At 66.5% G+C, this 23,208-nt stretch carries 19 protein-coding genes; 8 read left to right on the top strand and 11 right to left on the bottom strand.

What is annotated here, in order from left to right; genetic code table 11:
• Positions 1–20 precede the first annotated feature (20 nt).
• Together ACI766_RS15475 and ACI766_RS15480 are read right to left on the bottom strand one after the other, a co-directional pair.
• Positions 21–974: a FecR family protein gene (locus ACI766_RS15475; protein WP_034003748.1), complete on the bottom strand. Its 954-nt coding sequence runs from the start codon at positions 972–974 to the stop codon at positions 21–23.
• A complete protein-coding gene (locus ACI766_RS15480; RefSeq protein WP_003114876.1) occupies positions 971–1,477 on the bottom strand; it encodes a sigma-70 family RNA polymerase sigma factor in 507 nt (168 codons plus the stop codon). The genes ACI766_RS15475 and ACI766_RS15480 overlap by 4 nt, the downstream gene beginning before the upstream one ends.
• A gap of 327 nt (positions 1,478–1,804) precedes the next feature.
• Here ACI766_RS15480 and ACI766_RS15485 point away from each other — a divergent pair, with 327 nt between their 5' ends.
• Positions 1,805–3,799 (top strand): alkaline phosphatase D family protein, encoded by a 1,995-nt coding sequence (locus ACI766_RS15485; protein WP_023086309.1) that lies wholly within the window; start codon positions 1,805–1,807, stop codon positions 3,797–3,799.
• 57 nt (positions 3,800–3,856) lie between these two features.
• Here the strand turns inward: ACI766_RS15485 and ACI766_RS15490 are convergent, their stop codons facing one another.
• Positions 3,857–4,153, bottom strand: a complete 297-nt coding sequence (locus tag ACI766_RS15490; protein WP_003118540.1) for an antibiotic biosynthesis monooxygenase family protein — start codon at positions 4,151–4,153, stop codon at positions 3,857–3,859.
• A gap of 587 nt (positions 4,154–4,740) precedes the next feature.
• Between ACI766_RS15490 and cmrA the strand changes: the two genes are divergently transcribed.
• The 4 genes from cmrA (at position 4,741) to ACI766_RS15510 (ending at position 9,484) form a co-directional block, all read left to right on the top strand.
• A complete protein-coding gene (cmrA, locus tag ACI766_RS15495; protein WP_003118542.1) occupies positions 4,741–5,673 on the top strand; it encodes an AraC family transcriptional regulator CmrA in 933 nt (310 codons plus the stop codon).
• An 87-nt stretch (positions 5,674–5,760) separates the two neighbouring features.
• A complete protein-coding gene (locus ACI766_RS15500) occupies positions 5,761–7,116 on the top strand; it encodes a hypothetical protein (RefSeq protein WP_023086310.1) in 1,356 nt (451 codons plus the stop codon).
• Between the two features lie 58 nt (positions 7,117–7,174).
• Positions 7,175–7,435, top strand: coding sequence for a membrane protein insertion efficiency factor YidD (gene yidD / locus ACI766_RS15505; RefSeq protein WP_023086311.1), 261 nt, complete (start codon positions 7,175–7,177; stop codon positions 7,433–7,435).
• A gap of 174 nt (positions 7,436–7,609) precedes the next feature.
• Positions 7,610–9,484, top strand: coding sequence for a DUF3857 domain-containing transglutaminase family protein (locus ACI766_RS15510; protein WP_023086312.1), 1,875 nt, complete (start codon positions 7,610–7,612; stop codon positions 9,482–9,484).
• 158 nt (positions 9,485–9,642) lie between these two features.
• On the opposite strand, the gene ACI766_RS15515 is transcribed toward ACI766_RS15510, so the two are convergent.
• From ACI766_RS15515 to ACI766_RS15530, 4 genes are all read right to left on the bottom strand, one after another.
• A complete protein-coding gene (locus ACI766_RS15515; protein ID WP_003106501.1) occupies positions 9,643–10,545 on the bottom strand; it encodes an RluA family pseudouridine synthase in 903 nt (300 codons plus the stop codon).
• 120 nt (positions 10,546–10,665) lie between these two features.
• Positions 10,666–11,895 (bottom strand): serine/threonine transporter SstT, encoded by a 1,230-nt coding sequence (gene sstT / locus ACI766_RS15520; protein ID WP_003114881.1) that lies wholly within the window; start codon positions 11,893–11,895, stop codon positions 10,666–10,668.
• A 487-nt stretch (positions 11,896–12,382) separates the two neighbouring features.
• A complete protein-coding gene (locus ACI766_RS15525; RefSeq protein WP_003106497.1) occupies positions 12,383–13,753 on the bottom strand; it encodes an APC family permease in 1,371 nt (456 codons plus the stop codon).
• A gap of 156 nt (positions 13,754–13,909) precedes the next feature.
• A complete protein-coding gene (locus tag ACI766_RS15530) occupies positions 13,910–15,286 on the bottom strand; it encodes a glutamine synthetase family protein (protein ID WP_023104300.1) in 1,377 nt (458 codons plus the stop codon).
• Positions 15,287–15,839: 553 nt separating this feature from the next.
• Between ACI766_RS15530 and ACI766_RS15535 the strand changes: the two genes are divergently transcribed.
• On the top strand, positions 15,840–16,550 hold the full coding sequence (locus ACI766_RS15535; RefSeq protein ID WP_003162262.1) for an AzlC family ABC transporter permease: 711 nt from the start codon (positions 15,840–15,842) through the stop codon (positions 16,548–16,550).
• A complete protein-coding gene (locus tag ACI766_RS15540) occupies positions 16,535–16,849 on the top strand; it encodes an AzlD domain-containing protein (RefSeq protein ID WP_003088669.1) in 315 nt (104 codons plus the stop codon). Before ACI766_RS15535 ends, ACI766_RS15540 begins: the two co-directional genes overlap by 16 nt.
• Before the next feature lie 234 nt (positions 16,850–17,083).
• On the opposite strand, the gene ACI766_RS15545 is transcribed toward ACI766_RS15540, so the two are convergent.
• Positions 17,084–17,605 (bottom strand): class I SAM-dependent methyltransferase, encoded by a 522-nt coding sequence (locus tag ACI766_RS15545; RefSeq protein WP_031628225.1) that lies wholly within the window; start codon positions 17,603–17,605, stop codon positions 17,084–17,086.
• A 734-nt stretch (positions 17,606–18,339) separates the two neighbouring features.
• Here ACI766_RS15545 and ACI766_RS15550 point away from each other — a divergent pair.
• Positions 18,340–19,998, top strand: a complete 1,659-nt coding sequence (locus ACI766_RS15550) for a thiamine pyrophosphate-binding protein (protein ID WP_023086314.1) — start codon at positions 18,340–18,342, stop codon at positions 19,996–19,998.
• Between the two features lie 7 nt (positions 19,999–20,005).
• Here ACI766_RS15550 and ACI766_RS15555 read toward each other — a convergent pair whose 3' ends face one another.
• The 3 genes from ACI766_RS15555 to ACI766_RS15565 form a co-directional block, all read right to left on the bottom strand.
• A complete protein-coding gene (locus ACI766_RS15555; protein ID WP_023086315.1) occupies positions 20,006–20,680 on the bottom strand; it encodes a class I SAM-dependent methyltransferase in 675 nt (224 codons plus the stop codon).
• Positions 20,680–21,588 carry a siderophore-interacting protein gene (locus ACI766_RS15560; protein WP_004349552.1) on the bottom strand — a complete coding sequence of 303 codons (909 nt, stop codon included), beginning with the start codon at positions 21,586–21,588 and terminating at the stop codon, positions 20,680–20,682. Before ACI766_RS15560 ends, ACI766_RS15555 begins: the two co-directional genes overlap by 1 nt.
• 134 nt (positions 21,589–21,722) lie before the next feature.
• Entirely contained in the window at positions 21,723–23,147 is a 1,425-nt protein-coding gene (locus ACI766_RS15565) for a PLP-dependent aminotransferase family protein (protein WP_003088661.1), read from the bottom strand.
• Positions 23,148–23,208 lie beyond the last annotated feature (61 nt).

A 23,208-nucleotide genomic window follows, 5' to 3' on the forward strand; every position in this document is an offset into this window, starting at 1 on the left:
CTCGCCGCCGGGCGCGCGCCTCAGCGGCTGGCGATGCTGACCCAGTAGGGCCCGTGGTAGTCGAGCCGGATCGGTAGGCTCTGCTCCAGCAATGCCAGCGCCACGCCGCTGTCGTCCAGCGGGTAGATGCCACTGACGCGCAGCGCCGCCGCGTCGTCGGCGACGCTGATGATGCCGCGGCGATAGGCGCGCAACGCTTCCAGCACCTCCCCCAGCGGGCGGTCGCGGACCTCCAGCCGGCCATCCAGCCAGGCGCTCTCGCCGCCTTCGGCAGGACCTCGGGCGAGAATCGCCGAGGCGTCGAAACGGGCGCTCTGGCCGCGCTCCAACAGGCATTGCCGTCCGTCGGCAGTGGTGATCCGCACCCGCGACTCGAGCACCACCACTCGCGAGCTGGCGCCGTCATCGCTGACCTGGAAGCGGGTTCCCTGCGCCTCGACCTGGCCACGCCCGGTGTCGACGACGAAAGGCCGCGCCGGATCCCGTGCCACGTCAACCAGCAGGCGGCCCTCGCGTAAGCGCAGGCGACGCCGGTAGCCATCGAATTCGGGGCGTACCCGGCTGCGCGCGTCCAGCACCAGTTGGCTGCCATCCTCCAGGCGGAAGCTCTGGCGTTGTCCGGTGCCGGTGTACAGGTCGCCGGGCCAGGGGAAGCCGACGATGCCGATCCGCCCCAGCGCCAGCGTCGCCACGCCGAACGCCGCCAGGGCGAGGCTGCGCTGGAGAAACCGGCGACGAGCGGACGGCGCCTCGAGGGCTCCGATCAATTGCTCGGCGCGCAAGCCGTGCAGGGGCTCGTTGCGAAACGACTGCAAGCCCAGGCTGAGCCGGTCGAACACCGCACCGTGCTCGGCATCGGCCTGGCGCCACTGCTGGAACGCCCGGCGCTCCTCGGCGCCGGCATGGCCGGATTGCAGCAGCGCCATCCACTGCGCCGCTTCGTCGAGGATGCGTTCTCGCCTTCCCTGGCTCATTCGGCAAGCACCTGGTAGCACTGCTTGAAGCCCTCGACCATGTACTGGTGGATGCGGCTGACGGAAACCTCCAGCAAGCAGGCGATCTCCACGTAGGTCAGTCCGCCGATCTGGCTATGGATGAAGGCGGCGCGGGCCTTCGGCGACAGCCCGGCGAGCATGCGCTCCAGGCGCAGCAGGGTTTCCACCACCTGGGCCTGCTCCTCGGCGGACGGCGCGAGGGCCTCCGGAAGCCCGGCCAGGCTTTCCAGGTAGGCGCGTTCCAGGTCCTGGCGCCGCCAGCCGTCGTACATCAGCCGGCGGGCGATGGTGGTGAGCAGCGCGCGCGGCTCGCGGATGCTTGCCGGGTCCGGCAGGGCAAGGACCTTGAGGAAGGTTTCCGAGGCGATGTCCTCGGCGCTGTGGGGGCAGCCGAGGTAGCGCCGCAGGCGCCCGCTCAGCCAGGAATAGTCGTTCTGGAACATCAGGCCGACGAGGCGATTGCGTGTCTGATCCATGCCCATTCCGCACTCTCGTGCTACGGGCCTGCGCCACCGGGCGTCGGGGTGGCAGGCGAAACCTTGATCGGCGGGAGGCGGCGCCGACGTCGGATTGCACGTGTCCCTCCCGCAAACAGCGATGGCAGGCCGCCGGGCCTGCGCGGAAGGCAATATGCCGCAGAAGCCCGAACGCAAAAAAGAATATTAATTAAGGTGTACTTAACTTTTTGGCATTAGAAGATCGCCATCCCGCGTCGACTGTCGTCATTCCTTACGAAATGGCAACGCCGCGATCCGCCGAAAGCGGCATACTCGTCAGCTTGTTTCGCCGCGTCGACAACGCCCGTACCAATGTCCGCCTCGCTCCCCAACGACACCCCGCCTGACGAAGCCCTGCCCCTGGTCCTGGCCGGTCCCCTGCTGCGCCGCGCAGAGCCCGGACGCCTGGTGTTCTGGCTGGCCACGTCATGCCCGACGACCATCGAACTGATCCTCGCCAGCGAAGGCGAGGCGGAGCGTCGGGTCCGCCTCGCGGAAGGAACCCACTCGGCCATCCGCATCGGCACCCATGCCTGGCTGCACCTGCTGGATGTCGCGCTCGACCCGCCGTTGCCCTGCGCCCGCCTGGTCGACTACGACCTGCGCCTCGCCGCCGACGGCCGGGAGCCTGCGGGAATCGCCGAATGGGCACCGCATCTGCTCTACCCCGGTCGCCAGCGCGCCAGCCTGGTGCTCAAGCCACGTATCGACCAGTTGCTCCACGGCTCCTGCCGCAAGCCGCATCACCCAGCGGCCGATGGCCTGCTGCAGGTCGACCGGCTGCTGGAGGAAAACCTGCTGCAGGCCGAAAGCCGCCCGGCGTTGCTGATGATGAGCGGCGACCAGGTCTACGCCGACGACGTCGCCGGGCCGATGCTGGTGGCCATCCATGGGTTGATCCACCGCCTCGGCCTGTACGGCGAACACCTGGAAGGCGCACTGGTGAACGACAGCGAGGCACTCTACGCGCACCCGGCCACCTACTACCGGCGCGAGGACCTGCTGCCCGCCTTCGAGTCCAACGAAGCCCTGCGCGAGCGCTTCTTCGGCGGGGTGAAGAAGCCGATCTTCACCTCGGCCAACGCCCACAACCATCTGGTCGGCCTGGCCGAGGTGCTGGCGATGTACCTGCTGGTCTGGTCGCCGGCGCCCTGGCGCCTGGTCAGGCTGGAACCGCCACCGGGGCTGGATGCGCGGCACGCGCAGCGCTTCGCCGGCGAGCGCCGGCACATCGAAGCCTTCCGCGATGGCCTGCCCCGCGTGGCGCGGGCGCTGGCGCATATCTCGTCGCTGATGATCTTCGACGACCACGACATCACCGACGACTGGAACCTTTCAGCACGCTGGGAGCTGACCGCCTACGGCCATCCGTTCTCCCGGCGGATCATCGGCAACGCCCTGCTCGCCTACCTGCTCTGCCAGGGCTGGGGCAACGACCCGCAGCATTGCGGCGAATGGCTGGCGCCGGTCGCGGCCCTGATGGAGGGTGCCGCGGCAGACGGCCGGCTGCCCTGCGCCGAGCAGGACCGCCTGCTCGATGCCCTGCTCGACTTCCAGCACTGGCACTACCGGTTGCCTGGCAGCCCGACCCTGATCGTCCTCGACACGCGCACCCGCCGCTGGCGTAGCGAGCGCAACCTGGGCCGGCCCTCCGGGCTGATGGACTGGGAGGCACTGAGTGAATTCCAGCAGGACCTGCTCGGCGAAAAGGCGGCGATCATCGTGTCGCCGGCGCCGATGTTCGGGGTCAAGCTGATCGAGGGCGTGCAGAAGCTCTTCAGCTGGATCGGCCAGCCGCTGCTGGTCGATGCGGAAAACTGGATGGCCCATCGCGGCGCGGCCTCGGTGATGATGAACATCTTCCGCCACTCGCGCACGCCGGGTAACTACCTGATCCTTTCCGGCGACGTGCATTACTCCTTCGTCTACGACATCCGGATTCGCCACCGCGAGCACGGGCCCCGGCTCTGGCAGATCACCAGCAGCGGGATCAAGAACGAATTCCCGCGACGCCTGCTGGACTGGTTCGACCGCCTCAACCGCTGGCTCTATGCGCCCTGGTCGCCGCTGAACTGGCTGACCCAGCGGCGCAGCCTGGAAATCCGCCCGCGCGTTCCGCAGCACAGCCAGGCCGGCGAGCGCCTGTGGAACAGCGCCGGGATCGGCCAGGTATTCATTGGCGAGGACGGCCGTCCGCGCGCGGTGTTGCAGGTCAATGCCGATGGCTCGCCGGCGACCGCCTTCGAGCGACATCGCGACGTCGAAGACGAACGAGCGGACCAGTCGCCGGTCGCGCCGGGTCGCTGAGACGCCAGAACAAGGGGGACGGGCGGACGCCGCGCCGCGTCATCCGCCCGCCCGGTTTCAGAACGGCCGCTCCTGCACGTCCAGGGTCGCCGCCAGCGCTTGCCAGAGCACCTCGGCGAAGACCCGCTGGGCGTCGCCGGCCAGGTACGCCTGCATGGCCGCGTCATCGCTCCACTCGCTGTGCAACAACCACAGGTCGGAGTCCCCGTCCGCCTGGCGCAGTTCGTAGCGCAGGCAACCGGGCGCGGCCTGGCCCGCCTGCGCCAGCTCTTGCAGGCGCAGGCCGAGGCGGTGCGACTGGCCGCTGCGGGCGCGAATGCTGACCAGGTGACTGGCCCGATTGAACGCTGGCATGCTCTCTGCCTCCTCGACATGGATTCGCCGCTGCGCAAGCGGCACCAGAAGTGGAAGGGCCGGCGGCGCCAAGACGCCGGCCGGCCGCTGTGGGGTGTAAGGGTGACGCATGTGCCCTGCCTCCGATTACCAGTTGCCGGGATGGGTCCGCCGCGCCAGCGTGCCGCCCGCGGCAGGGCCGGAAGGCGAACGGGAAGGCGCCTCGGGGACCAGCGCGCCGTCGCGCACCGGCCGCGAACGGAAGGCACCCGGCGCGCGCTCCGGCGACATGCCGCCCGATGACAGTCTGGCCTGTTGATTTGACATAGGTGTGTCCCCCTGCATGTGTTTCCCATCGGCATGACGGAGATTCCGCCATGCCAGCCAGATTAGGGGGATGGCGCGGGGAATCGGTAGACGGATACTGTCGGGTTCTTGCCTGAAACTGCCGCGTTCCGGTTTTTTCTCATCCGCTTGCGCCCCGTGCGACGAGCTGGCTTGCCTGTTCCTGGCGAATGCTTGCCTGATCCTGCCAACGCGCATCGCGATGAGTGCCTGCCGCCGCGGCGCGCGCTAGTCTTGGGAAGGTTTCCCCCGCGAGTCCCCGCATGAGCGAAAACACCCCGCTTCTTTCCGTCGATCTCCCCGCCGAACTGCGCCAGCGCCAGAGCGAACTGGCGCAGTTGCTGCTCAAGCACTGTCCCAGCGACGGTGTCTACGGCACCGCCGTCGACCCCCTCGCCCTGATTCGCGCCGACGGCCCCACCCTGCCGGCGCGCGGCATGCACAAACCTGCCCTGTGCATCATCGCCCAGGGCCGCAAGGAGGTGCAGTTGGCCGAGGAACGCTATATCTACGATCCGCTGCACTACCTGGTGGTCTCGGTCACCCTGCCGCTGGCCGGCCAGGTGATCGACGCCTCGCCGGACGCGCCCTACCTCTGCGTCCGGCTGGATATCGACCCTGCGGAAATCACCCAGCTGATCTCCGACGCCGGGCCCATGGAAGTGGCCAGCCGGCGCGGCGACCGTGGCCTCTACGTCGACCGTATCGACGCCAGCCTGCTGGATGCGGTGCTGCGCCTGATCCATCTGCTGGACAGCCCGCGCGACATCCCGATGCTGGCGCCGCTGATCCTCCGCGAGATTTTCTACCGGCTGCTGCGCAGCGGCCAGGGCCAGCGCCTGCACGAGATCGCCATCGCCGACAGCCAGGCCCACCGCATCACCCGCGCCATCGACTGGATCAACCAGAACTACGGCAAGCCGCTGCGCATCGAGCAACTGGCCCAGGTGGTCAACCTCAGCCCCTCGACCCTGCACCACCGCTTCAAGGCCGTGACCGCGATGAGCCCGTTGCAGTACCAGAAGCAGCTGCGCTTGCAGGAAGCGCGCCGGCTGATCTTCAGCGAGGGCCTGGAAGTGGCCGCCGCCGGCTACCGGGTCGGCTACGAAAGCCCATCGCAGTTCAGTCGCGAGTACAGCCGGCTGTTCGGCGCCCCGCCGCTGCGCGACCTGGCGCGGGCGCGCAACACCGCCTAGGGGAACGCGGCAGCGGCCGCGACGGTCAATCGGGAAGCGGCGGCATACCTTCGTCGCCCCGACCGACCTTGCGCAACCGTACCCGCCATGACCCGAGCCCTGCCCCTGCTCCTGCTTGCCCTGTCCCTTCCCGCCGCGGCGACGGACAGCGAGTCGTTCGCCCGCCGCTACCTGGCCTATGTCCATGCCGTCGGCCAGCACAGCGAACGACTCTGGCCCGGCTGGCGGATGGCCGACAAGGCCTTCCTCTACAGCGATGGCCGCAGTACCTGGGTCGCCGATGCCGAAGGCCGCGCGCAGCGCACCACGGCGGCGGGCGACAGCGACCCGGATCTCGACCTGAGCTATGCCTTTCCGCGTTACCGGGGCCGTCCGGCGGTGCTGCTGCAGATCAGCGCCGCGCACCTGCGGAGCAATACCGGCAATAGCGAGACGCTGGCCGCCATCGGCCCGCACGAAGCCTTCCATCGCTACGCCCAGGAAGACTGGCCGGGCCTGCGCAAGCCCGGTGGCTATCGCGGCGACCTGGCCACGCTCGACCCGCGCCCGCGGGAATACCGCTATGCCCTGTTCCAGTCGCTGCTCCAGGCCCTGCGCACGCCCGGGCAGCGCGACAGCTACCTGAGCGACGCCCAGGGCTGGCTGCGCCGCTGGCGCGAAGCGGCTCCCGAGGAAAGCCGGCTGGCGGCGCAGGTCGATCTCAGCGAAGGCACCGCGCGCTACATCGAGATGGCCGCCGCCGCGCGCTACCGCACCGATTTCGCCGAGGATCCGCAACGCTATCGGCAGGCGCTGCGGGAGTACGCCCTGGCCTTCTACGATGCCAACGAGATCGGCGTCGGCGTCGACAGCGAAGCCTACGAGATCGGCGCGCTGGCCGGAGTGCTGCTGGACCTGCGCGACGACGACGCGGACTGGAAGGAAGCCGCGACGGCCGGCACCTGGCCGCTGGACTACCTGCTGCGCGACCAGCCTCCGACCTGGAGCGAACTTCCCGACGACGCGCGGGCGCGCGGCGAGCGCTACCGGCGCGAGATGGGCGCCACCCGCCAGCGCCTGGTCGAGTTGCAGGAGGCCTTCGCCGACCCACGGCGACCGCTGCTGGTGATCCCGCAACCGCGACGCACCATCGGCTTCGCCACGGCGGCCAGCGAGGTGCGCGGGGGCTTCTACGTCCTTGCCGACGGGCCGTTCCGCCAGGCCTACCTCGGCGCGCGCTGGAATGTCGGCGAGCTGACCCTGGACGGCGTCGACTATCTGGAGGGCGACGCCGAGGCGTACTGCCCGGGCTACGGCCGTTCGGCGCTGATTCCGTTGCGCGGAGGCGATTGGCGCGAAGGCACGCTGGCGCCGGAAGAACCCGGCCTGCGCGGCCGCCTGGCGACTGCTCGCAGCCTCGTCGACGGGCGGACCCTTTATTGCGCGGCGGAGAATGCTCCTTGAGGACCGACAACGGCGCTACAATGCCCGCTCGCCGCCGCAACCCCGCCGAGGGCTCGCCATGAAGTTCCTGCTGATCGGGCTGATCCGCTTCTACCAGTACGCAATCAGCCCGCTGATCGGTCCCCGCTGCCGCTTCTACCCCAGTTGCTCGCACTACACCCTGGAAGCCATCCGCGTGCATGGCGCGCTGCGAGGCGGCTACCTCGGCGCGCGCCGGCTGCTGCGCTGCCACCCCTGGCACCCCGGCGGCTACGACCCGGTTCCGGAGCGCCAGGAACAGGCGTGCTCCTGCCACAGAACGGCAAAGCCCGGCAAATGAAGCCGGCGAAAAGATCGCAACGGCGACATTCCGCACATAACCGGACCCGCCGGTCGACATGCGGAATTGATAAAACCTATCATTCAGGGTCCATCTCCCCGGCTATCGCCCGGCGCCCCCATGCGCCAGGCGACGCCTGGGAGCTCCGCTCAAACGTTTCATCCTGAGGCACCGATGCCCCGTCATCCCTTCTCCCCTTCCTTCCTCGCCGCCAGCGTCTTCTGCGCCGCCACCCCGGCCCTCGCCGCACTGCAACCGATCGCCGAGGCGCCGCTGGCCGGCGAAACCGAGTTCCGCTGCCAGTTCAACGCCGACAACAGCACCGATTGCGTGAGCACCTACAGCTTCACCATCCTCAAGCCGAGCGGCCGCGAGATGCTCTCGCGCATCGATCGCAGCTACGCGGAGACCGACAGCCTGATCGTGGAGAAGGCCGAGCTGACCCAGCCCGGCGGCAAGCCGGTGCCGCTGGACCAGTCGCAGATCGATACGCGCACCGCGCCGAACCCGGACCAGGGCTTCCTGCGCGAACGCCAGACCTCCCTGGCGTTCCCCAACCTGCGCGTCGGCACCCGCATCAGCTACACCCTGCGCGAGCACTTCACCGCCAAGCCGCTGAGCACCCAGTTCCACTACATTCTCAGCCGCCCACCGATGCCGGTGCGCGACGACCGCTTCGTCGCCGAGTTCAAGGCCGAGCGGCCGATCTTCGTGCGCAGCGAGCTGATGGACGCCTATCGCATCGAACAGAGCGCCGACAAGAAGACCCTCAAGGTCAGCCTGAAAAAGCCGCAATACACCAACTACATCAACGAAGCCGGCAACGCCTACCTGCGCCATACCCCGCGCCTGGAGCTGGGCAGTTCGCTGGACCTGCAGGACAACTTCGGCCCGTTCGCCGCGCGCTACAACGAGATCCTCGCCGCGGAGCTGCCCAAGGGCGCCGCGGCGGCCGTCGCCGCGGTGAAGGGCAAGCCGGCCCGCGAGCAGGTCGCCGGCCTGATGCAGTACATCAACGACACCTACCGCTACCTGGGCGACTGGCGCGCCAGCGAGCGCGGCTACGTGCCCTTCTCCCTGGCGGAGATCGAGCGCAATGGCTACGGCGACTGCAAGGACCTGGCGATCCTCCTCGGCGCCATGCTCAAGGCCGCCGGGATCAAGGCCGAACCGACCCTGGTCAGCCGCGGCGACGTGGTCTGGGACCTGCTGGTGCCCGGCATGTACGCGCCGAACCATGCCATCGTCCGCGCCGAGGTGGACGGCAAGACCTGGTGGCTGGACCCGACCAACCCGGTGTTCGCTCCCGGCCGCATCATGCCCGACATCCAGCAGCGCTGGGCGCTGGTGCTGGGCGCCGACGGCAAGGTGCGGCGCGACGAGATTCCCCTGGAAGCGCCCGGCGACACCCTGCGCGTGACCCGCAGCGAGCATTACACCCATGACGGCGAAGCCCGGGTCGAGTCGCGCGTGGAGCTTTCCAACGCGCCGCTGATGCAGCTCAGCGTCGCCGATCGCCAGCGCGGCCGCACCAGCACCGACCAGGACCTGTGCCGCAACTTCGCCAAGGAAGGCAGCGACTGCGTGCTGGAGCGCGACGACAGCCAGTTCGTGCTGCCGCCCAGCTATACGATCAGTGCCAGGCTTACCGACCGCCGCGCCCTCGACCGGCTCGGCGGAGAGTATTTCTACAACCGCCAGGACCTGGCCAGCCAGTGGGATGCCTTCGCCAAGTACCGTAGCGAAGGCCAGTTGGCCGAGCTGTACCTGGGCGAACCGCAGATCACCTCCTACGACATCAGCCTGTCCGGCGGCAAGACTGACGAGCCGGCGCACAGTTGCGAGATCCGCAGTCCCTGGTTCGACATCGACCTGCAGGCCGAACCGGCCAAGGATGGCGGCTACCACTATCGTTATCGGGAAGTGCAGAAGACCAGTTGGCTCAACCACGACGAGATCAACAGCGCCGAGTTCGGCAAACTGATCGAGCAGAGCCGCGGTTGCGTCGAGCAACTGCGCCTGGTGGTCAAGCTGGACAAGCGTCCCTGAGCGACCCGCGCCCGCTCCGGCGGGCGCGTCCAGCCGCACCAGCGGGCGATCCTTCTACTCGCCCGCGCAGCCCTCCAGGCCGAGCGCCTGTTCATAGAAACGCGCCATGCGCTCCGGGTCGGCGACGTACGCCAGCATTCCGCTGGCGAGCCTGTCGCCTACACCTGCCAATCGAGCCGCAGCCCGGATTCGAACGTACGCCTCTCCCCGCTCAGCGGGTCGTCGAAGCGCAGCCCCCTGGCCAGCAGCTTGAGCGGCCGCAGGTAGTCGTCGGGGCTGCCCTCGGCGTCCAGCAGCTCGGGATAGAACCCATCGTTCTGGATACCCGCGCCGAGTGCCGCGAGGTGCACGCGCAGCTGGTGCTTCTTGCCGGTCACCGGATACAGCCGGTAGCGCCACCAGCGGCCGTTGCGCTCGACGACCTCGATGCGCGTCTCGCTGTTCGGCTCGCCCTCGCCTTCGCGCATGCGGAAGAACGGCTCGCCGGGCACCAGGCGGGTCCTGCGCAGCAACGGGAAGTCCAGTTGCGGCAAGGCCGGAGCGATCGCTTCGTAGCACTTGTCGATGCGCCGCTCGCGGAACAGCGCCTGGTAGCGCCCGCGGCTGCCGGGATTGGTCGAGAACAGCACCAGCCCGGCGGTATGCCGGTCGATCCGGTGCAGCGGCACCAGGTCGCGATTGCCGGTGCTGCGGGCCAGCCGCGCCAGGAGCGTCTGCTCGACGTAGCCGCCGGCCGGCATCACCGGCAGGAAGTGCGGCTTGTCCGCCACCAGCAGATGCTCGTCGCGGTACAGGATGCGCGCCTCGAAAGGAATCGGTGCCTCCACCGGCAACTCGCGGAAGTAGTGCACACGCAGGCCTTCGCGATATGCCGCCTGCGGGCCCAGCGCACGCCCCTCGGCGTCCAGCACCCGGCCCCGCTGCATGCGCGCCAGCCAGGTGTCACGGTCGATGGCCGGGAAACGCGCGCAGAGACAGTCGAGCACGGTGCTCCAGGGACCGGCCGGCAGATGCAGGGTGCTGGCGCGGAGACTGGCATCGGGCAAGGAAGGAGACGACATGCGGCAACTCGGGAAGGACGGGCGACCATTAGGCCGCAGCGCGGCGCACAGGTCAAAGCACGCCGGGGCGAAACGAAGAAACCGCCCGAAGGCGGTTTCTTCCGTGACCCAGGGATCGAATCAGGCGGCGCTCGCCTTGCGCTCTTCCGCCTCGCAGGCGGCTGCGGTGAACAGCACGTCGGTCGAGGAGTTCAGCGCGGTCTCCGCGGAGTCCTGGAGGATCGCGATGATGAAGCCTACCGCCACCACCTGCATCGCCACCTCGCTGGGAATCCCGAACAGGCTGCAGGCCAGCGGGATCAGCAGCAGCGAACCGCCGGCCACGCCGGACGCGCCGCAGGCGCAGATCGACGCCACCACGCTGAGCAGGATCGCGGTCGGTACGTCCACGGCGATGCCCAGGGTATGCACCGCTGCCAGGGTCAGCACGGTGATGGTGATCGCCGCGCCAGCCATGTTGATGGTCGCGCCCAGCGGGATCGATACCGAATAGGTGTCTTCGTGCAGGCCAAGGCGCTCGCAGAGCTGCAGGTTGACCGGGATATTGGCTGCCGAGCTGCGGGTGAAGAACGCGGTCATGCCGCTTTCGCGCAGGCAGGTCAGCACCAGCGGATAGGGATTGCGGCGGATCTTCAGGAACACGATCAGCGGGTTGACCACGAAGGCCACGAACAGCATGCAGCCGAGCAACACCACCAGCAGGTGGGCATAGCCTTTCAGGGCCTCGACGCCGGACTCGGCGAAGGTCGAGGCGACCAGGCCGAAGATGCCCAGCGGGGCGAAGCGAATCACCACCTTGACGATCAGCGAGACGCCGTTGGACAGCTCGGAGAGCAGGTTGCGGGTGGTATCGCTGGCGTGGCGGAAGGCGATGCCGAGGCCGATGGCCCAGGCCAGGATGCCGATGAAGTTGGCCGAGATCAGGGCGTTGACCGGGTTGTCCACCACGCTCAGCAGCAGGGACTGGAGCACCTCGGCGATGCCGCCCGGAGGCGACATCTCGCCCGGATGGCTGGCCAGCACCAGGCTCGAGGGGAAGGCGAAGCTGGCGATCACCGCCACCACCGCGGCGCTGAAGGTGCCGACCAGGTACAGCAGCAGGATCGGCCGGATATGGGTCTGCTGGCCTTGCTTGTGGTTGGCGATGGATGCCATCACCAGGACGAACACCAGTACCGGCGCGACGGCCTTCAGCGCGGAAACGAAGACCTTGCCGATGAAGCCGACCTTGAGCGCGGCGGCCGGGAAGAAGCTGGCGAGCAGCAGGCCGGCGATCAGGCCGACGATGATCTGGCCCACCAGGCTGGTACGCGTCAGCAGATGAAGCAGGGGACGTTCAGGGTATGTCATGCAGATTTCTACTCTTATAGGTGTGTCGAAGGCCGGCCCAGGCAGCTTCCATGCCGAACGACCCTGTGCCGTTCCGCCCCCGCGAAGGGATGGTTCGAGCGAGCCGGGTAGTCTAGGGAAGGACGCGCAGCACCACAGGAAACACCGACCAGCGGATACCGGGCTCCCCCGCCACGGCCATCGAACCGGATCGGGACGGCGTGGATTCTAGCCGTGTCTGCGCTTTTTGGGGGCGTCCAATTCTGTCTGGATTCGGACATGTCGTCGCAGGCGCATTGCCAGCCGGGAGGCCGGAAATCCCTGTGAAAAGGAGGGAAAACGCGAAATTCGCTGTCTGCAGATAGCCAAAGCCCGCCATGAGGCGGGCTTCAGATGGGGGGCTAGTCCGTTAGCCATGGGTCCATGATTGACCCGTCACCGTGAAAATTTCGTGAAGATTACCAATCTTTTTCCTTCACATTTCCGCTGAATCCATTCACCGCTCGCCTCACTGGGTCGGGCTCAGCTCGCTCTCCTGGAAGCGCGGCGGCGGACGGCTGAAGCTGCGAGTCAGGTAGAACAGGTAGCCGAAGCCCAGCCCGGCCCAGATCAGCCCCATCACCAGCGAGGTGCTTTCCAGGTTGAGCCAGAGCACCGCGACGATGGCCGCGCCGAGCAATGGCAGGACCAGGTAGTGGAAATGCTCCTTGAGGCTGCGGTTGCGCCCGCCGCGCACATAGAAATGCACGATCACCGAGAGATTGACGAAGGTGAAGGCCACCAGGGCGCCGAAATTGATCAGCGCGGTCGCGGTCACCAGGTCGAAGGAGATCGCCGAGAGCGCCACCATGCCCACGATGAGCACGTTGATCGACGGCGTACGCCATTTCGGATGGACGAAGCCGAAGATCCGCTCCGGCAGCACGTTGTCCCGCCCCATCACGTACAGCAGGCGCGACACGCTGGCCTGGGAGGCCAGGCCCGACGCCAGGGTATTGATGAAGGTGGCGCAGAGGAAGATCGACTGGAACAGCTTGCCGCCGACGTACAGGGCGATTTCCGGCAGCGCCGCGTCGGGTTCCTTGAAGCGTACGTTGGTCGGGAAATAGGACTGCAGGAAATACGACACGGTGATGAAGATCACCCCGCCGTACAGCGCGGTGAGGAAGATCGCCCGCGGGATCACCCTGCCGGCGTCGCGGGTTTCCTCGGACAGCGTAGTCACCGCGTCGAAACCGAGGAAGGAAAAGCAGAGGATCGTCGCCCCCGCCACCATCGCCGAGAGATGCGCGTGCTCGGAGAAGAACGGCTGGGTACTGAGCACCGTGGCGGTCCCCTCCCCGTTGTTCAGGCCATGGATCACCAGGCCGATGAAGACCACGATGATCGCCAGCTGGACCAGCACGAAGACGGTGTTGAAATTGGCGACCAGGTTCACGCTCTTGATGTTGATGAGGGTCATGATCAGCACGAACATCACCACCCAGATCCACGGGGCGACCTCGGGGAACAATGCGGTCAGGTAGATCTTCGCCAGCAGTGCGTTGATCATCGGCAGGAACAGGTAGTCCAGCAGCGACGACCAGCCGACCATGAAGCCGACATGGGGATTGATCGCCCGTTGCGCGTAGGTATAGGCCGAGCCTGCGGTGGGGAACTGGCGGACCAGCTTGCCGTAGCTGATCGCGGTGAACAGCACGCCGGCGAGGGCCAGCAGGTAGGCGGTGGGCACGTGTCCCTGGGAAATCCCGGATACGATGCCGAAGGTGTCGAAGACGGTCATCGGGGTCAGGTAGGCCAACCCGATCATGACGATCTGCCACAGCTTGAGGGACTTGCGAAGCTGGGTTCGTTCTGCGGTGGGGGGAGGATTCGACATGGGTATGCTTGCCTCGATTTCTTCTTTTTCTAATGCACAGCAAAGGAAGGCGGACGGGCGGAAACCGCAGGCTTGCCGCCGTCTACCTTCAGCAAGGGTGGGAACCTCGACGGAAGAACGGGCGGGCGGCGCCGGACCGGAGCCGCCCGCCCATGCTCACACGGTGTGCAGGTACCAGTTGTACTCGAGGTCGGAGATCGAGTACTCGAACTCCTCCAGCTCGCTTTCCTTGCAGGCGACGAAGATGTCGATGTACTTCGGATCGATGTACTTCGCCAGGATCTCGCTGTCGTCCAGTTCGCGCAGGGCGTCGCGCAGGTTGTTCGGCAGGCTCGGCTCCATCTGCTCGTAGGAGTTGCCTTCGATCGGCGCGCCCGGCTCGACCTTGTTGGTCAGCCCGTGGTGCACCCCGGCAAGCACCGAGGCCAGCAGCAGGTAGGGGTTGGCGTCGGCGCCGGCGACGCGATGTTCCAGGCGTACCGCGTCCGGGCTGCCGGTGGGCACGCGCAGGGCCACGGTGCGGTTGTCCAGGCCCCAGCTCGGCGCGTTCGGCACGTAGAACTGCGAACCGAAGCGGCGGTAGGAGTTGACGTTCGGGCAGAGGAAGGCCATGGAGGCCGGCAGGGTCTCGAGCACGCCGCCGATCGCATGGCGCAATGCGGCGTTCTGCTCGGGATCCTCGCTGGTGAAGATGTTGTTGCCGTGCTTGTCGAGCAGCGAGATGTGTACGTGCAGTCCGTTCCCGGCCTGGCCCGGATAGGGCTTGGCCATGAAGGTGGTGTCCATCTCGTGGTCGTAGGCGATGTTCTTGATCAGGCGCTTGAGCAGCACCGCATAGTCGCAGGCCTTCATCGGGTCGGCGACGTGATGCAGGTTGACCTCGAACTGCGCCGGTGCGGATTCGGCGACGATGGCGTCGGCCGGGATGCCCTGGGCGCGGGCGCCGTCGATGATGTCCTGGAGGCACTCGACGTATTCGTCGAGGTCGTCGATGGAGTACACCTGCACCGACTGCGGACGCTTGCCGGAGATCGGCGAGCGCGGAGGCTGCGGCCGGCCGTTCACGTTCTCCTGGTCGATCAGGTAGAACTCCAGCTCGAAGGCGGCGACGATGGTCAGTTCCATCTCGGTGAACCTGGCCACCACCTGGCGCAGGACTTCGCGGGGGTCGGCGAAGAAGGGATCACCTTCCAGCTCATGCATGGTCATCAGCAGTTGCGCGGTCGGCCGCTTCTGCCAGGGTTCCATGGAGAGGGTGCCGGGGATCGGGTAGCAGATCCGGTCGGCGTCGCCGATGTCGAGACCCAGGCCGGTACTCTCTACGGTGGAGCCGGTGATATCGAGGGCGAACAGGGAAGCGGGAAGGTTGATACCTTTTTCGAAGACTTTGGGCAGACTGTTGCGTTCGATTCGCTTGCCGCGAACCACGCCATTCATGTCTGAAATCAGAAGGTCGACGAACTGGACCTCGGGATGTTCCTGAAGGAACAGGCTCGGCTCAGTGAGCTGAACGGCACGCAGGGGTACCGACATGATGCAACACCTTTTTTGTTAAAAATTTCAATCATGCGGGGGCTGGAGCCAGAGTCAATCGGAAAGCCAATTTGTTGTCAATAGCCCTCTCGTCGCCCTCGCGGCCGGCGAAATGGCCGTAGACAGGGCCTTCCAGCGCATCGCGAAAGCGGCCAAAGCCAGGCCAGGCAAGGTGTTCAACCTGGTGCAGCAGATATTTTACAGGCTCCGTTGTACGAAAAATTGAACAAGGCTAAGCTGTGCCAACCCTACAACAGCAATAAACCGGGTGTTCCATGTCCTACCAGCCGTCCCTCGGCGCCAAGTTCCGCGGCCACAAGATCGGTCAGCATCCGCGTTAGCTCCGCTCCGGTTCTTCTCTCCCTCGATTCTTCGCAGCGCCCTCGAGCGGCCCTCGCTCGTCCGCCGCCTGCCCTGCCCGTCCTCCTTATATAAGGAAGGACACCGGCCGCTTTCGCCTGCGTGGATAACGGATACGAAGAGCAAGATCGTTCAAGCCAGCCCGATGCGCCTGCTGGCATGCTGGACCGACGTTCACCACCGCCATGCCCCCATGACTGCCCACGACCTGCCCCGCCAAGCCTTTCTCCGCGGCGCCGTCGCCATCCTCCCATTGTCCCTGGCCGTCGCGCCCTGGGGGCTGCTGGCGGGATCGATGGCCATCGAAGCCAACCTCACCCCGGCCGAGGGCCAGGGCCTGTCCGCCATCGTCTTCGCCGGCGCCGCCCAGTTGGTGGCGATCGGCATGCTCAAGGGCGGTGCCGGGTTCTTTTCGATCATCTTCACCACCCTCCTCCTGACCTCGCAGCACCTGCTCTACGGCATGAGCTTGCGGCCGGTCCTGTCACCTCTGCCGGGACGCTGGCGGATCGGCCTGGGCTTCCTGCTCACCGACGAGTTCTTCGCCCTCGCCAGCCAGCACGACCGGCGCAACTTCAACCGCTGGTACGCCCTCGGCGTCGGCCTGACCTTCTATATCGCCTGGAACCTGTTCACCCTCGCCGGCATCCTGCTTGGCCGCAGCATTCCCGGTCTCGAACACCTGGGCCTGGATTTCTCCATCGCCGCCACCTTCATCGCCCTGGTCGCGCCGCTGGTGCGCAACGTACCGACGCTGGTCTGCGTGGCCACCTCGCTGTTCTGCTCGGTGCTGTTCAGCCACTGGCAATGGAGTTCGGCGCTGGTCCTCGCCGGTCTCGCCGGGATGGCCGCCGGTTTCATCTGCAACAAGCTGTATCGGGAGGCGCCATGGTCTGGGCAGTGATCTTCGGGATGGGCGCGATCGTCTTCCTCAACCGCTACCTGTTCCTCGAACCGCGCCTGCCGATCCGCCTCGGCAGCAACCTGCGGCAGTTCCTCGGTTTCGCCGTGCCCGGCATGCTCACCGCGATCTGCGGCCCCATCGTGTTCATGCCAGAAGGCCGCATCGACCTCGGCTACGACAATCCCTACCTGGTCAGCGGCGCAGTCACCGTGGCGCTGGTGCTCTATACCCGCAATACCCTGGCGAGCATGCTGCTGGGCATGGCGTTCTTCTTCCTGTTCAAGTGGTGGCTGATTTGATCGATGTCAGTCGCTGACGGCATGACCTCTGCATGCAGCCCCTTGCAGGGTTCATACAAACTCGCGGCGGGCGGCTATATGGCCCACCAGATGCTCCGGAGCAGCCGCTATCCGGCTGACAGCCAGGCTACTATCGATGCAGTACCTGATAGCAACCATCTCCCTTCTATCTAGCCTGGATAAACACGCGTAAACCTGGCGCCCGCCCAGGCAAAGCAATTGACGGGGAGCACTTTAGAAAATCACCCGAAAATAATGACGATAGTCACAGTGACCGCCATCCTCCCGCTCGACGGCTTTCACCTTGAACTGCTTTGCCCCCAGCAACTCCAAGACACGAACCAGTTGATCATGGCTGAATATCTGTGTATGCCCGATTGCTGGAACTCCGCGAGAGTCAGTCACCAACAGTAACTCACCGCCCGTCCTCAACCTGCCCACACAGTCAATCAGGAATTGGATCCAGTCGGCCGTATGGTCAAGCACATTTGAGCAAACGACGAAATCGAACGTACTCTCTATATCGGCAACACCATCCCTTATATAACAAGAAGAACCTCTTTCCCCGAGAATCGAGAATGGAAGATTCTCTGCATACAGCCCCATCAATGAGTCCTGGGCAGTCACTGTCACGCCTTCGACCTTCTCGAAAAAGCCGATCGGCCCACTACCTACTTCCAAAACCTTACCTTCAAAACCTTCGTAGCGATAATGCGAGGATCCGTACGTGAACCCCATCTTCCCAAGAAACCACATTGCATCCTTATGCCGGGCCTCTTGTAGTTCCTCGACAGACAGATGGCGATAGGGCCATTTATCCTTCCAGAAAGAAAGCTCGTACTCCTGGGAATGTATCCACTGCTCCGGATCTGCAGACGCAACGCTACGTACGTCAGGAGCAGTTTCAACCCTACGGGACACCGACGAGAATTCGCCTGCACCACTGCCACGCTCTTCGATACACACTAGAGGAGTGCCATTCGCACGACGGCGCTCCCAGAAACCGGATAAAAATTTCACCCTAAAAACCTCCCTGCTCATTGGTACCCTTGCCCATCGGACTAAAAGACAAAAAGCCGAAACTTACCGACGACCAAACAACAACTCGTCCTCTATCTCAGCGCCCCAGCAAAAATCTTCCCCTCAGGAAGCCGCCAAACAGCACTGCTCGAGGAAAAACTAACAAAGAAAATTTATAAATAATGTAAGAACAATCCTTTTTGCTAGAGGAAATAGTTACATAGACATAATTGAGGAGAAGATGGAGAAACGAGCGGAAAACCGCGCTCTCCGATCCGCCTAGAGGAGACCCGTTGCGATGACGCTCCAGTCCCCTTCTCGTCCAGATGAAGCGCTGAAAGGGGCCTCCCCCGGAACGAAGAACGAGGGTTCATGCGCCACGGGAATGAACTCGCGAAGAAAGGTCGCTTGGCGCGGACGTGCTTTGGGCCGAAGATCGGGGCAATCACAACGTGCGCAGCGAGGCCCTCATGTCCGACTCCCTTCCCCAGCGCAACGGCGGGCAGATCCTGGTAGAGGCATTGCGGCGCAATGCCGTCGATACCGTCTACTGCATCCCCGGGGAAAGCTACCTGCCGGTGCTCGACGCGCTGCACGACGCCGACGGCATCCGCAGCATCGTCACCCGCCACGAGGGTGCCGCCTCGAACATGGCCGATGCCTACGGCAAGCTGACCGGCCGACCAGGCATCTGCTTCGTCACCCGCGGCCCCGGTGCCACCCATGCGGCGAATGGCGTGCACACGGCGCAGCAGGACTCGACGCCGATGATCCTGTTCGTCGGCCAGGTGGAAAGCGCCTTCAAGGGCCGCGAGGCGTTCCAGGAAGTCGACTACGTGCAGATGTTCTCGGGCCTGGCCAAGTGGGCCGTGGAAATCGACCGTATCGAACGCATCCCGGAGCTCGTCGGCCGCGCCTTCAGCGTCGCCACCTCGGGCCGACCGGGCCCGGTCGTGGTCGCCCTGCCCGAGGAAATCCTCTTCGGTTCCGCGCAGGTCGCCGATGCGCCAGAGCCAAGGGTGCTTCCGGGGCGGCCGGGCGCCACGGCGATGGCGGAACTGCGCGAACTGCTGGCGAACGCCAGGCGCCCCCTGCTGGTACTTGGCGGCAGCGGCTGGGACAGTGCCGCCAGGAAACGGCTAGGCGCCTTCGTCGAGGCCAATGGCCTGCCGGTGGCCACCTCGTTCCGTCGCCAGGACCTGTTCGACAACCGTGACCCGCACTACGCCGGACAACTGGGCTTCGGCGCGGCGCCGGCGCTATTGGAGCGGCTGCGCCAGGCCGACCTGCTGCTGGTGGTCGGGGCGCGCCTGGGCGAAACGCCGAGCGCTGGCTACAGCCTGGTGCGTAGTCCGGCCCCCGCGCAGACGCTGATCCACGTGCATCCGGACAGCGCGGAACTGAACCGCGTCTACCTGGCGCGACTGCCGATCCAGGCCACCCCGTGTGCCTTCGCCGAGGCCCTGGCCGACCTCGCGCCGTTGCCCTCGAGCACTTGGCAGGACTGGCGCGAAGCCGCCCATGCCGACTACCTGGCCTACTCGACCCCGGCCGCGAGCGACCCCGCCATCCAGGGCGTCGACCTGGCGTCCGTGGTCGCGTACCTCAGCGAAAACCTGCCGGACGACGCGGTGATCGCCAACGGTGCCGGCAACTATGCCGTCTGGGTGCATCGCTTCTACCGCTATCGCCAGGCCCGCACGCAGTTGGCGCCGACCAACGGCGCCATGGGCTACGGCCTGCCCGCCGCGATCGCCGCCAGCCTGCGCGATCCGCAGCGCAGCGTGGTGTGCTTCGCCGGCGACGGCTGTTTCATGATGTATCCGCAGGAGCTGGCGACCGCCGCGCAGTTCGGCGCGACGCCGGTGGTGATCGTGGTCAACAACGGCATGCTCGGCACCATCCGCATGCATCAGGAACGCGAATATCCCGGGCGGGTATCCGCCACCCGCCTGGACAACCCCGACTTCGTCGCCCTGGCGCGAGCCTTCGGCGCCCACGCTGAACGAGTGGAATGCAGCGCCGACTTCCCCGCCGCGTTCCGCCGCGCCCGCGAAAGCGGACGCCCGGCGCTGCTGGAGCTGCTGACCGACCCACGCCAGATCACGCCGCAGGCGCGCCTCGCCTGAGGCATCCTCAGCCGGCGCGGAAGGCGATCCAGGCCTGGTAGCCCACGGCCTGGAAATAGCGGCTGGGCAGGACGAAGCCGGTGTCTTCCAGCAGTTCGCCGAGGCGCTGCTCGGACAACGGATCGAAATCCTCGCGCAAGCGTTGCAGCATGCCGTCGCTGTCCTCCGGGGAAAGCCCGGCCAAGCGGCAGGCCTCGGCCTGCACCGGACGTTCGAAGGCGTCCCGGGCTTCCATCAGGTTGGCCAGCAGCAACGGCGCCGCTGGCGCCAGACGCTCGGCGACCGCCTCGAGAAAGCGCCGCTTGGCCTGGTCGCCGCGCAGGAAATGCAGCACCAGCAGGACCAGCGCCGCATCGCAAGGCGGCGCAGGCGGTAGCCCGGCGACGTCGCCGCAGTGCAGCTCGATCCGCTCCAGCAGGCCGAGCCTGGCGCAGCGCTGGCGGGCCAGGGCGAGCATGTCGGCCGACAGGTCCGCCGCGACGAAACGCCAGCCTGGATGCAACCCGGCCAGCTCCGCCAGTTCGCCGCCGGCGCCGCAGCCGACGCTGAGCAGGCGCGCCCGTTCCGGCAGACGGGCCAGCAACTGCGCGCGACTGAGCAGGTGCAGCAACTCGTAGCCCGGCAACAGGCGGCCGATCCGCGTCTCGTAGCCGTCCGCCTGTTTCCCGACGAAGCGGCCCATCAGTCGAACACCTTGCCCAGGCGCCAATAGCCCATCAGGGTCAGATGACGCTTGTCGATACCGCGCTCCTGCACCAGGTAGCGCCGGATCGCCATCACCGCCGCCGACTCGCCGGCGACCCAGGCGTAGAAACTGCCGCTCTCGGGGCTCGCCAGTTCCCAGAGGATCTCCTCGTCGATATCGATGTCCTCCAGCTCCTGGGCCGCACCACCCGCCACCTCGCGCTCCGGCAGCCGCGCCTGGCGCGCCGCCTCGATCATCCGCTCGCCGTTGCGCGAATGGATGCCGGCCTGGTGGCGCGGCAGCCAGTGCAGGCGCGCAGCGGGAATCGCCGGCAGGTCGAGGATGTCGGCTTCTCCCGGCACCTCGAGAAAGGCCTCGACCACCGGCGGCTCGGCTTCGCCGGCCAGCTCCTCGAGAATTCCCGCCACCGCGGGCAAGGCGGTTTCGTCGGCGATCAGCAGGATATGGCGGACGCCAGCCGGCGGCTTCCATTCGTAGCCGCCGGGGTCATCGCCGTATTGCCGGTTGGGCGCGGCCAGTTGCAGGCGGTCGCCGATCCGCGCGTGGGTCGCCCAGGCCGAGGCCGGGCCGTTCTCGCCGTGGAGGACGAACTCCACGTCGACCTCCTCCTGCTCGGCGCGCAGCGCACGGATGGTGTAGGTACGCATCGGCGGCCGGCGAGCCGGCTCGACGCTGCGATAGGCCTGGTACCACTCGCTGCCACCGGGCAGGCTGGGCGGCTGGCCGCTGGCATCGGGGAAGAAGATCTTGATCCGCTGGTCGGCGGCCAGGGTCTTCATCTCGGCGACCTCCGGGCCGCCGAAGACGAAGCGGGTCAGCGCCGGGCTGAGTTGCTCGCGGCGCTTGAGTTCGACATTGAACAGACGATAGGCGGGTTGCGACATGACGATGGTCTCCTGGTGACCGGCGCCCAGCGGCGCCGGCGGATGCATGCATCAGGCAACTCTAGCAAACAATGCGAATGATTAGCATTTGCTATTTGTGCAATCGTCGACTGCGTCGAAAGCACGACTGCCGCTCAGGCCTCGCAAGGCTCCAGCAGCTCGCAAGCGCTCTCCCCTACTCGCCTGACCGCCTGCTCGATGGCCGGGGTCGGCAACGCCGCGTAGTTCATCCGCAGGCAGTTCCGGTACTTGCCGGAAGCGGAGAAGATGCAGCCCACCGCGACTTGTACGCCGCGGTTGCGCAAGGCCTTGTCCAGGCGCAGGGTGTCGAACGCCTCGTCCAGTTCGACCCAGAGCAGGAAACCGCCCTGGGGCCGGCTGGCGCGGGTGCCCTCCGGGAAATAGCGCGCCACCCAGTCGATCATCAGGTCGCGTCCGCGCTGGTACTGGGCGCGCATGCGCCGCAAGTGCGGCTCGTAGTGGCCGTTGCCGATGAACTCGGCGATCGCCAGTTGCGGTTGCAGGGCGCTGGCGCCGGTACTGATGTACTTCATGTGCAGCACGCGGTCGGCGTAGCGCCCGGGTACCATCCAGCCGATCCGCAGGCCCGGCGCCAGGACCTTGGAGAACGACCCGCAGAGCAGCACCCGGCCATCGTCGTCGTACGACTTGATGGTGCGCGGGCGCGGATAGGTGTAGGCCAGGTCGCCATAGACATCGTCCTCGATGATCGCCACGTCGTAGCGCTGGGCCAGGGCCAGCAGCGCCCGCTTGCGCGACTCGGGCATGATGTAGCCGAGCGGGTTGTTGCAGTTCGGGGTCACCTGGATGGCCTTGATCGGCCACTGTTCCAGCGCCAGTTCGAGGGCTTCCAGGCTGATGCCGTTGACCGGATCGGTGGGGATCTCCAGGGCCTTCATGCCGAGGCCTTTCAGCGATTGCATGGCGCCATGGAAGCTCGGCGACTCCACCGCGACGATATCGCCCGGTTCGCACACCGCGCGGATGCTCACCGACAGGGCCTCGTGGCAGCCGGTGGTGATCACCACGTCGCTGGCGGTGGCCCGACAGCCGGAGTCCACCAACAGGCGGGCGACTTCCTCGCGCAGCAACGGCGAGCCGTGGATCCCGTCGTAGGCCAGCGCACGGGCGTCGGCGTGGCGGTTGAGCCGGGCCAGGCTGCGGGTCAGCGGTTTCAGCGAAGGGCTGGAGATGTCCGGCATGCCGCGGCCGAGCTGGACCACGTCCGGCCGCGGTACCGTGCTGACCAGGGCCAGCACCTGCTCCCATTGCGAGATTTCCACCGGCCGCTGGGCCAGGCGGGCGATCGCCGGCAGCGGCGGCATCTGTCGCGCGGCCGGGACGAAATAGCCGGACTTCGGCCGCGGCTCGGCCAGCCCGCGATCTTCCAGCAGCCTGTATGCCTGTTGCACGGTGCTCAGGCTGACGCCGTGCTCGATGCTCATGGCCCGCACCGAGGGCAGCCGGTCGCCCGGACGGTAGAGGCCCTGTTCGATGCGCGAACCGAGGGTCTCGGCGAGTTGCAGATAAAGGGTCATGAGCGGGACTCCAGGGTGAGCGAAAGCGGGACCGGTACAGATGGTGGCGAAATCCACCATT

It is taken from the genome of Pseudomonas sp. DL (assembly GCF_047199225.1).
GTDB lineage: Bacteria > Pseudomonadota > Gammaproteobacteria > Pseudomonadales > Pseudomonadaceae > Pseudomonas > Pseudomonas aeruginosa.

Coding starts and splice junctions, on each gene's coding strand:
- ACI766_RS15475 (WP_034003748.1), bottom strand. CDS start 974: ATGAGCCAGGGAAGGCGAGAACGCATCCTCGACGAAGCGGCGCAGTGG.
- ACI766_RS15480 (WP_003114876.1), bottom strand. CDS start 1,477: ATGGGCATGGATCAGACACGCAATCGCCTCGTCGGCCTGATGTTCCAG.
- ACI766_RS15485 (WP_023086309.1), top strand. CDS start 1,805: ATGTCCGCCTCGCTCCCCAACGACACCCCGCCTGACGAAGCCCTGCCC.
- ACI766_RS15490 (WP_003118540.1), bottom strand. CDS start 4,153: ATGCCAGCGTTCAATCGGGCCAGTCACCTGGTCAGCATTCGCGCCCGC.
- cmrA (WP_003118542.1), top strand. CDS start 4,741: ATGAGCGAAAACACCCCGCTTCTTTCCGTCGATCTCCCCGCCGAACTG.
- ACI766_RS15500 (WP_023086310.1), top strand. CDS start 5,761: ATGACCCGAGCCCTGCCCCTGCTCCTGCTTGCCCTGTCCCTTCCCGCC.
- yidD (WP_023086311.1), top strand. CDS start 7,175: ATGAAGTTCCTGCTGATCGGGCTGATCCGCTTCTACCAGTACGCAATC.
- ACI766_RS15510 (WP_023086312.1), top strand. CDS start 7,610: ATGCCCCGTCATCCCTTCTCCCCTTCCTTCCTCGCCGCCAGCGTCTTC.
- ACI766_RS15515 (WP_003106501.1), bottom strand. CDS start 10,545: ATGTCGTCTCCTTCCTTGCCCGATGCCAGTCTCCGCGCCAGCACCCTG.
- sstT (WP_003114881.1), bottom strand. CDS start 11,895: ATGACATACCCTGAACGTCCCCTGCTTCATCTGCTGACGCGTACCAGC.
- ACI766_RS15525 (WP_003106497.1), bottom strand. CDS start 13,753: ATGTCGAATCCTCCCCCCACCGCAGAACGAACCCAGCTTCGCAAGTCC.
- ACI766_RS15530 (WP_023104300.1), bottom strand. CDS start 15,286: ATGTCGGTACCCCTGCGTGCCGTTCAGCTCACTGAGCCGAGCCTGTTC.
- ACI766_RS15535 (WP_003162262.1), top strand. CDS start 15,840: ATGACTGCCCACGACCTGCCCCGCCAAGCCTTTCTCCGCGGCGCCGTC.
- ACI766_RS15540 (WP_003088669.1), top strand. CDS start 16,535: ATGGTCTGGGCAGTGATCTTCGGGATGGGCGCGATCGTCTTCCTCAAC.
- ACI766_RS15545 (WP_031628225.1), bottom strand. CDS start 17,605: ATGTGGTTTCTTGGGAAGATGGGGTTCACGTACGGATCCTCGCATTAT.
- ACI766_RS15550 (WP_023086314.1), top strand. CDS start 18,340: ATGTCCGACTCCCTTCCCCAGCGCAACGGCGGGCAGATCCTGGTAGAG.
- ACI766_RS15555 (WP_023086315.1), bottom strand. CDS start 20,680: ATGGGCCGCTTCGTCGGGAAACAGGCGGACGGCTACGAGACGCGGATC.
- ACI766_RS15560 (WP_004349552.1), bottom strand. CDS start 21,588: ATGTCGCAACCCGCCTATCGTCTGTTCAATGTCGAACTCAAGCGCCGC.
- ACI766_RS15565 (WP_003088661.1), bottom strand. CDS start 23,147: ATGACCCTTTATCTGCAACTCGCCGAGACCCTCGGTTCGCGCATCGAA.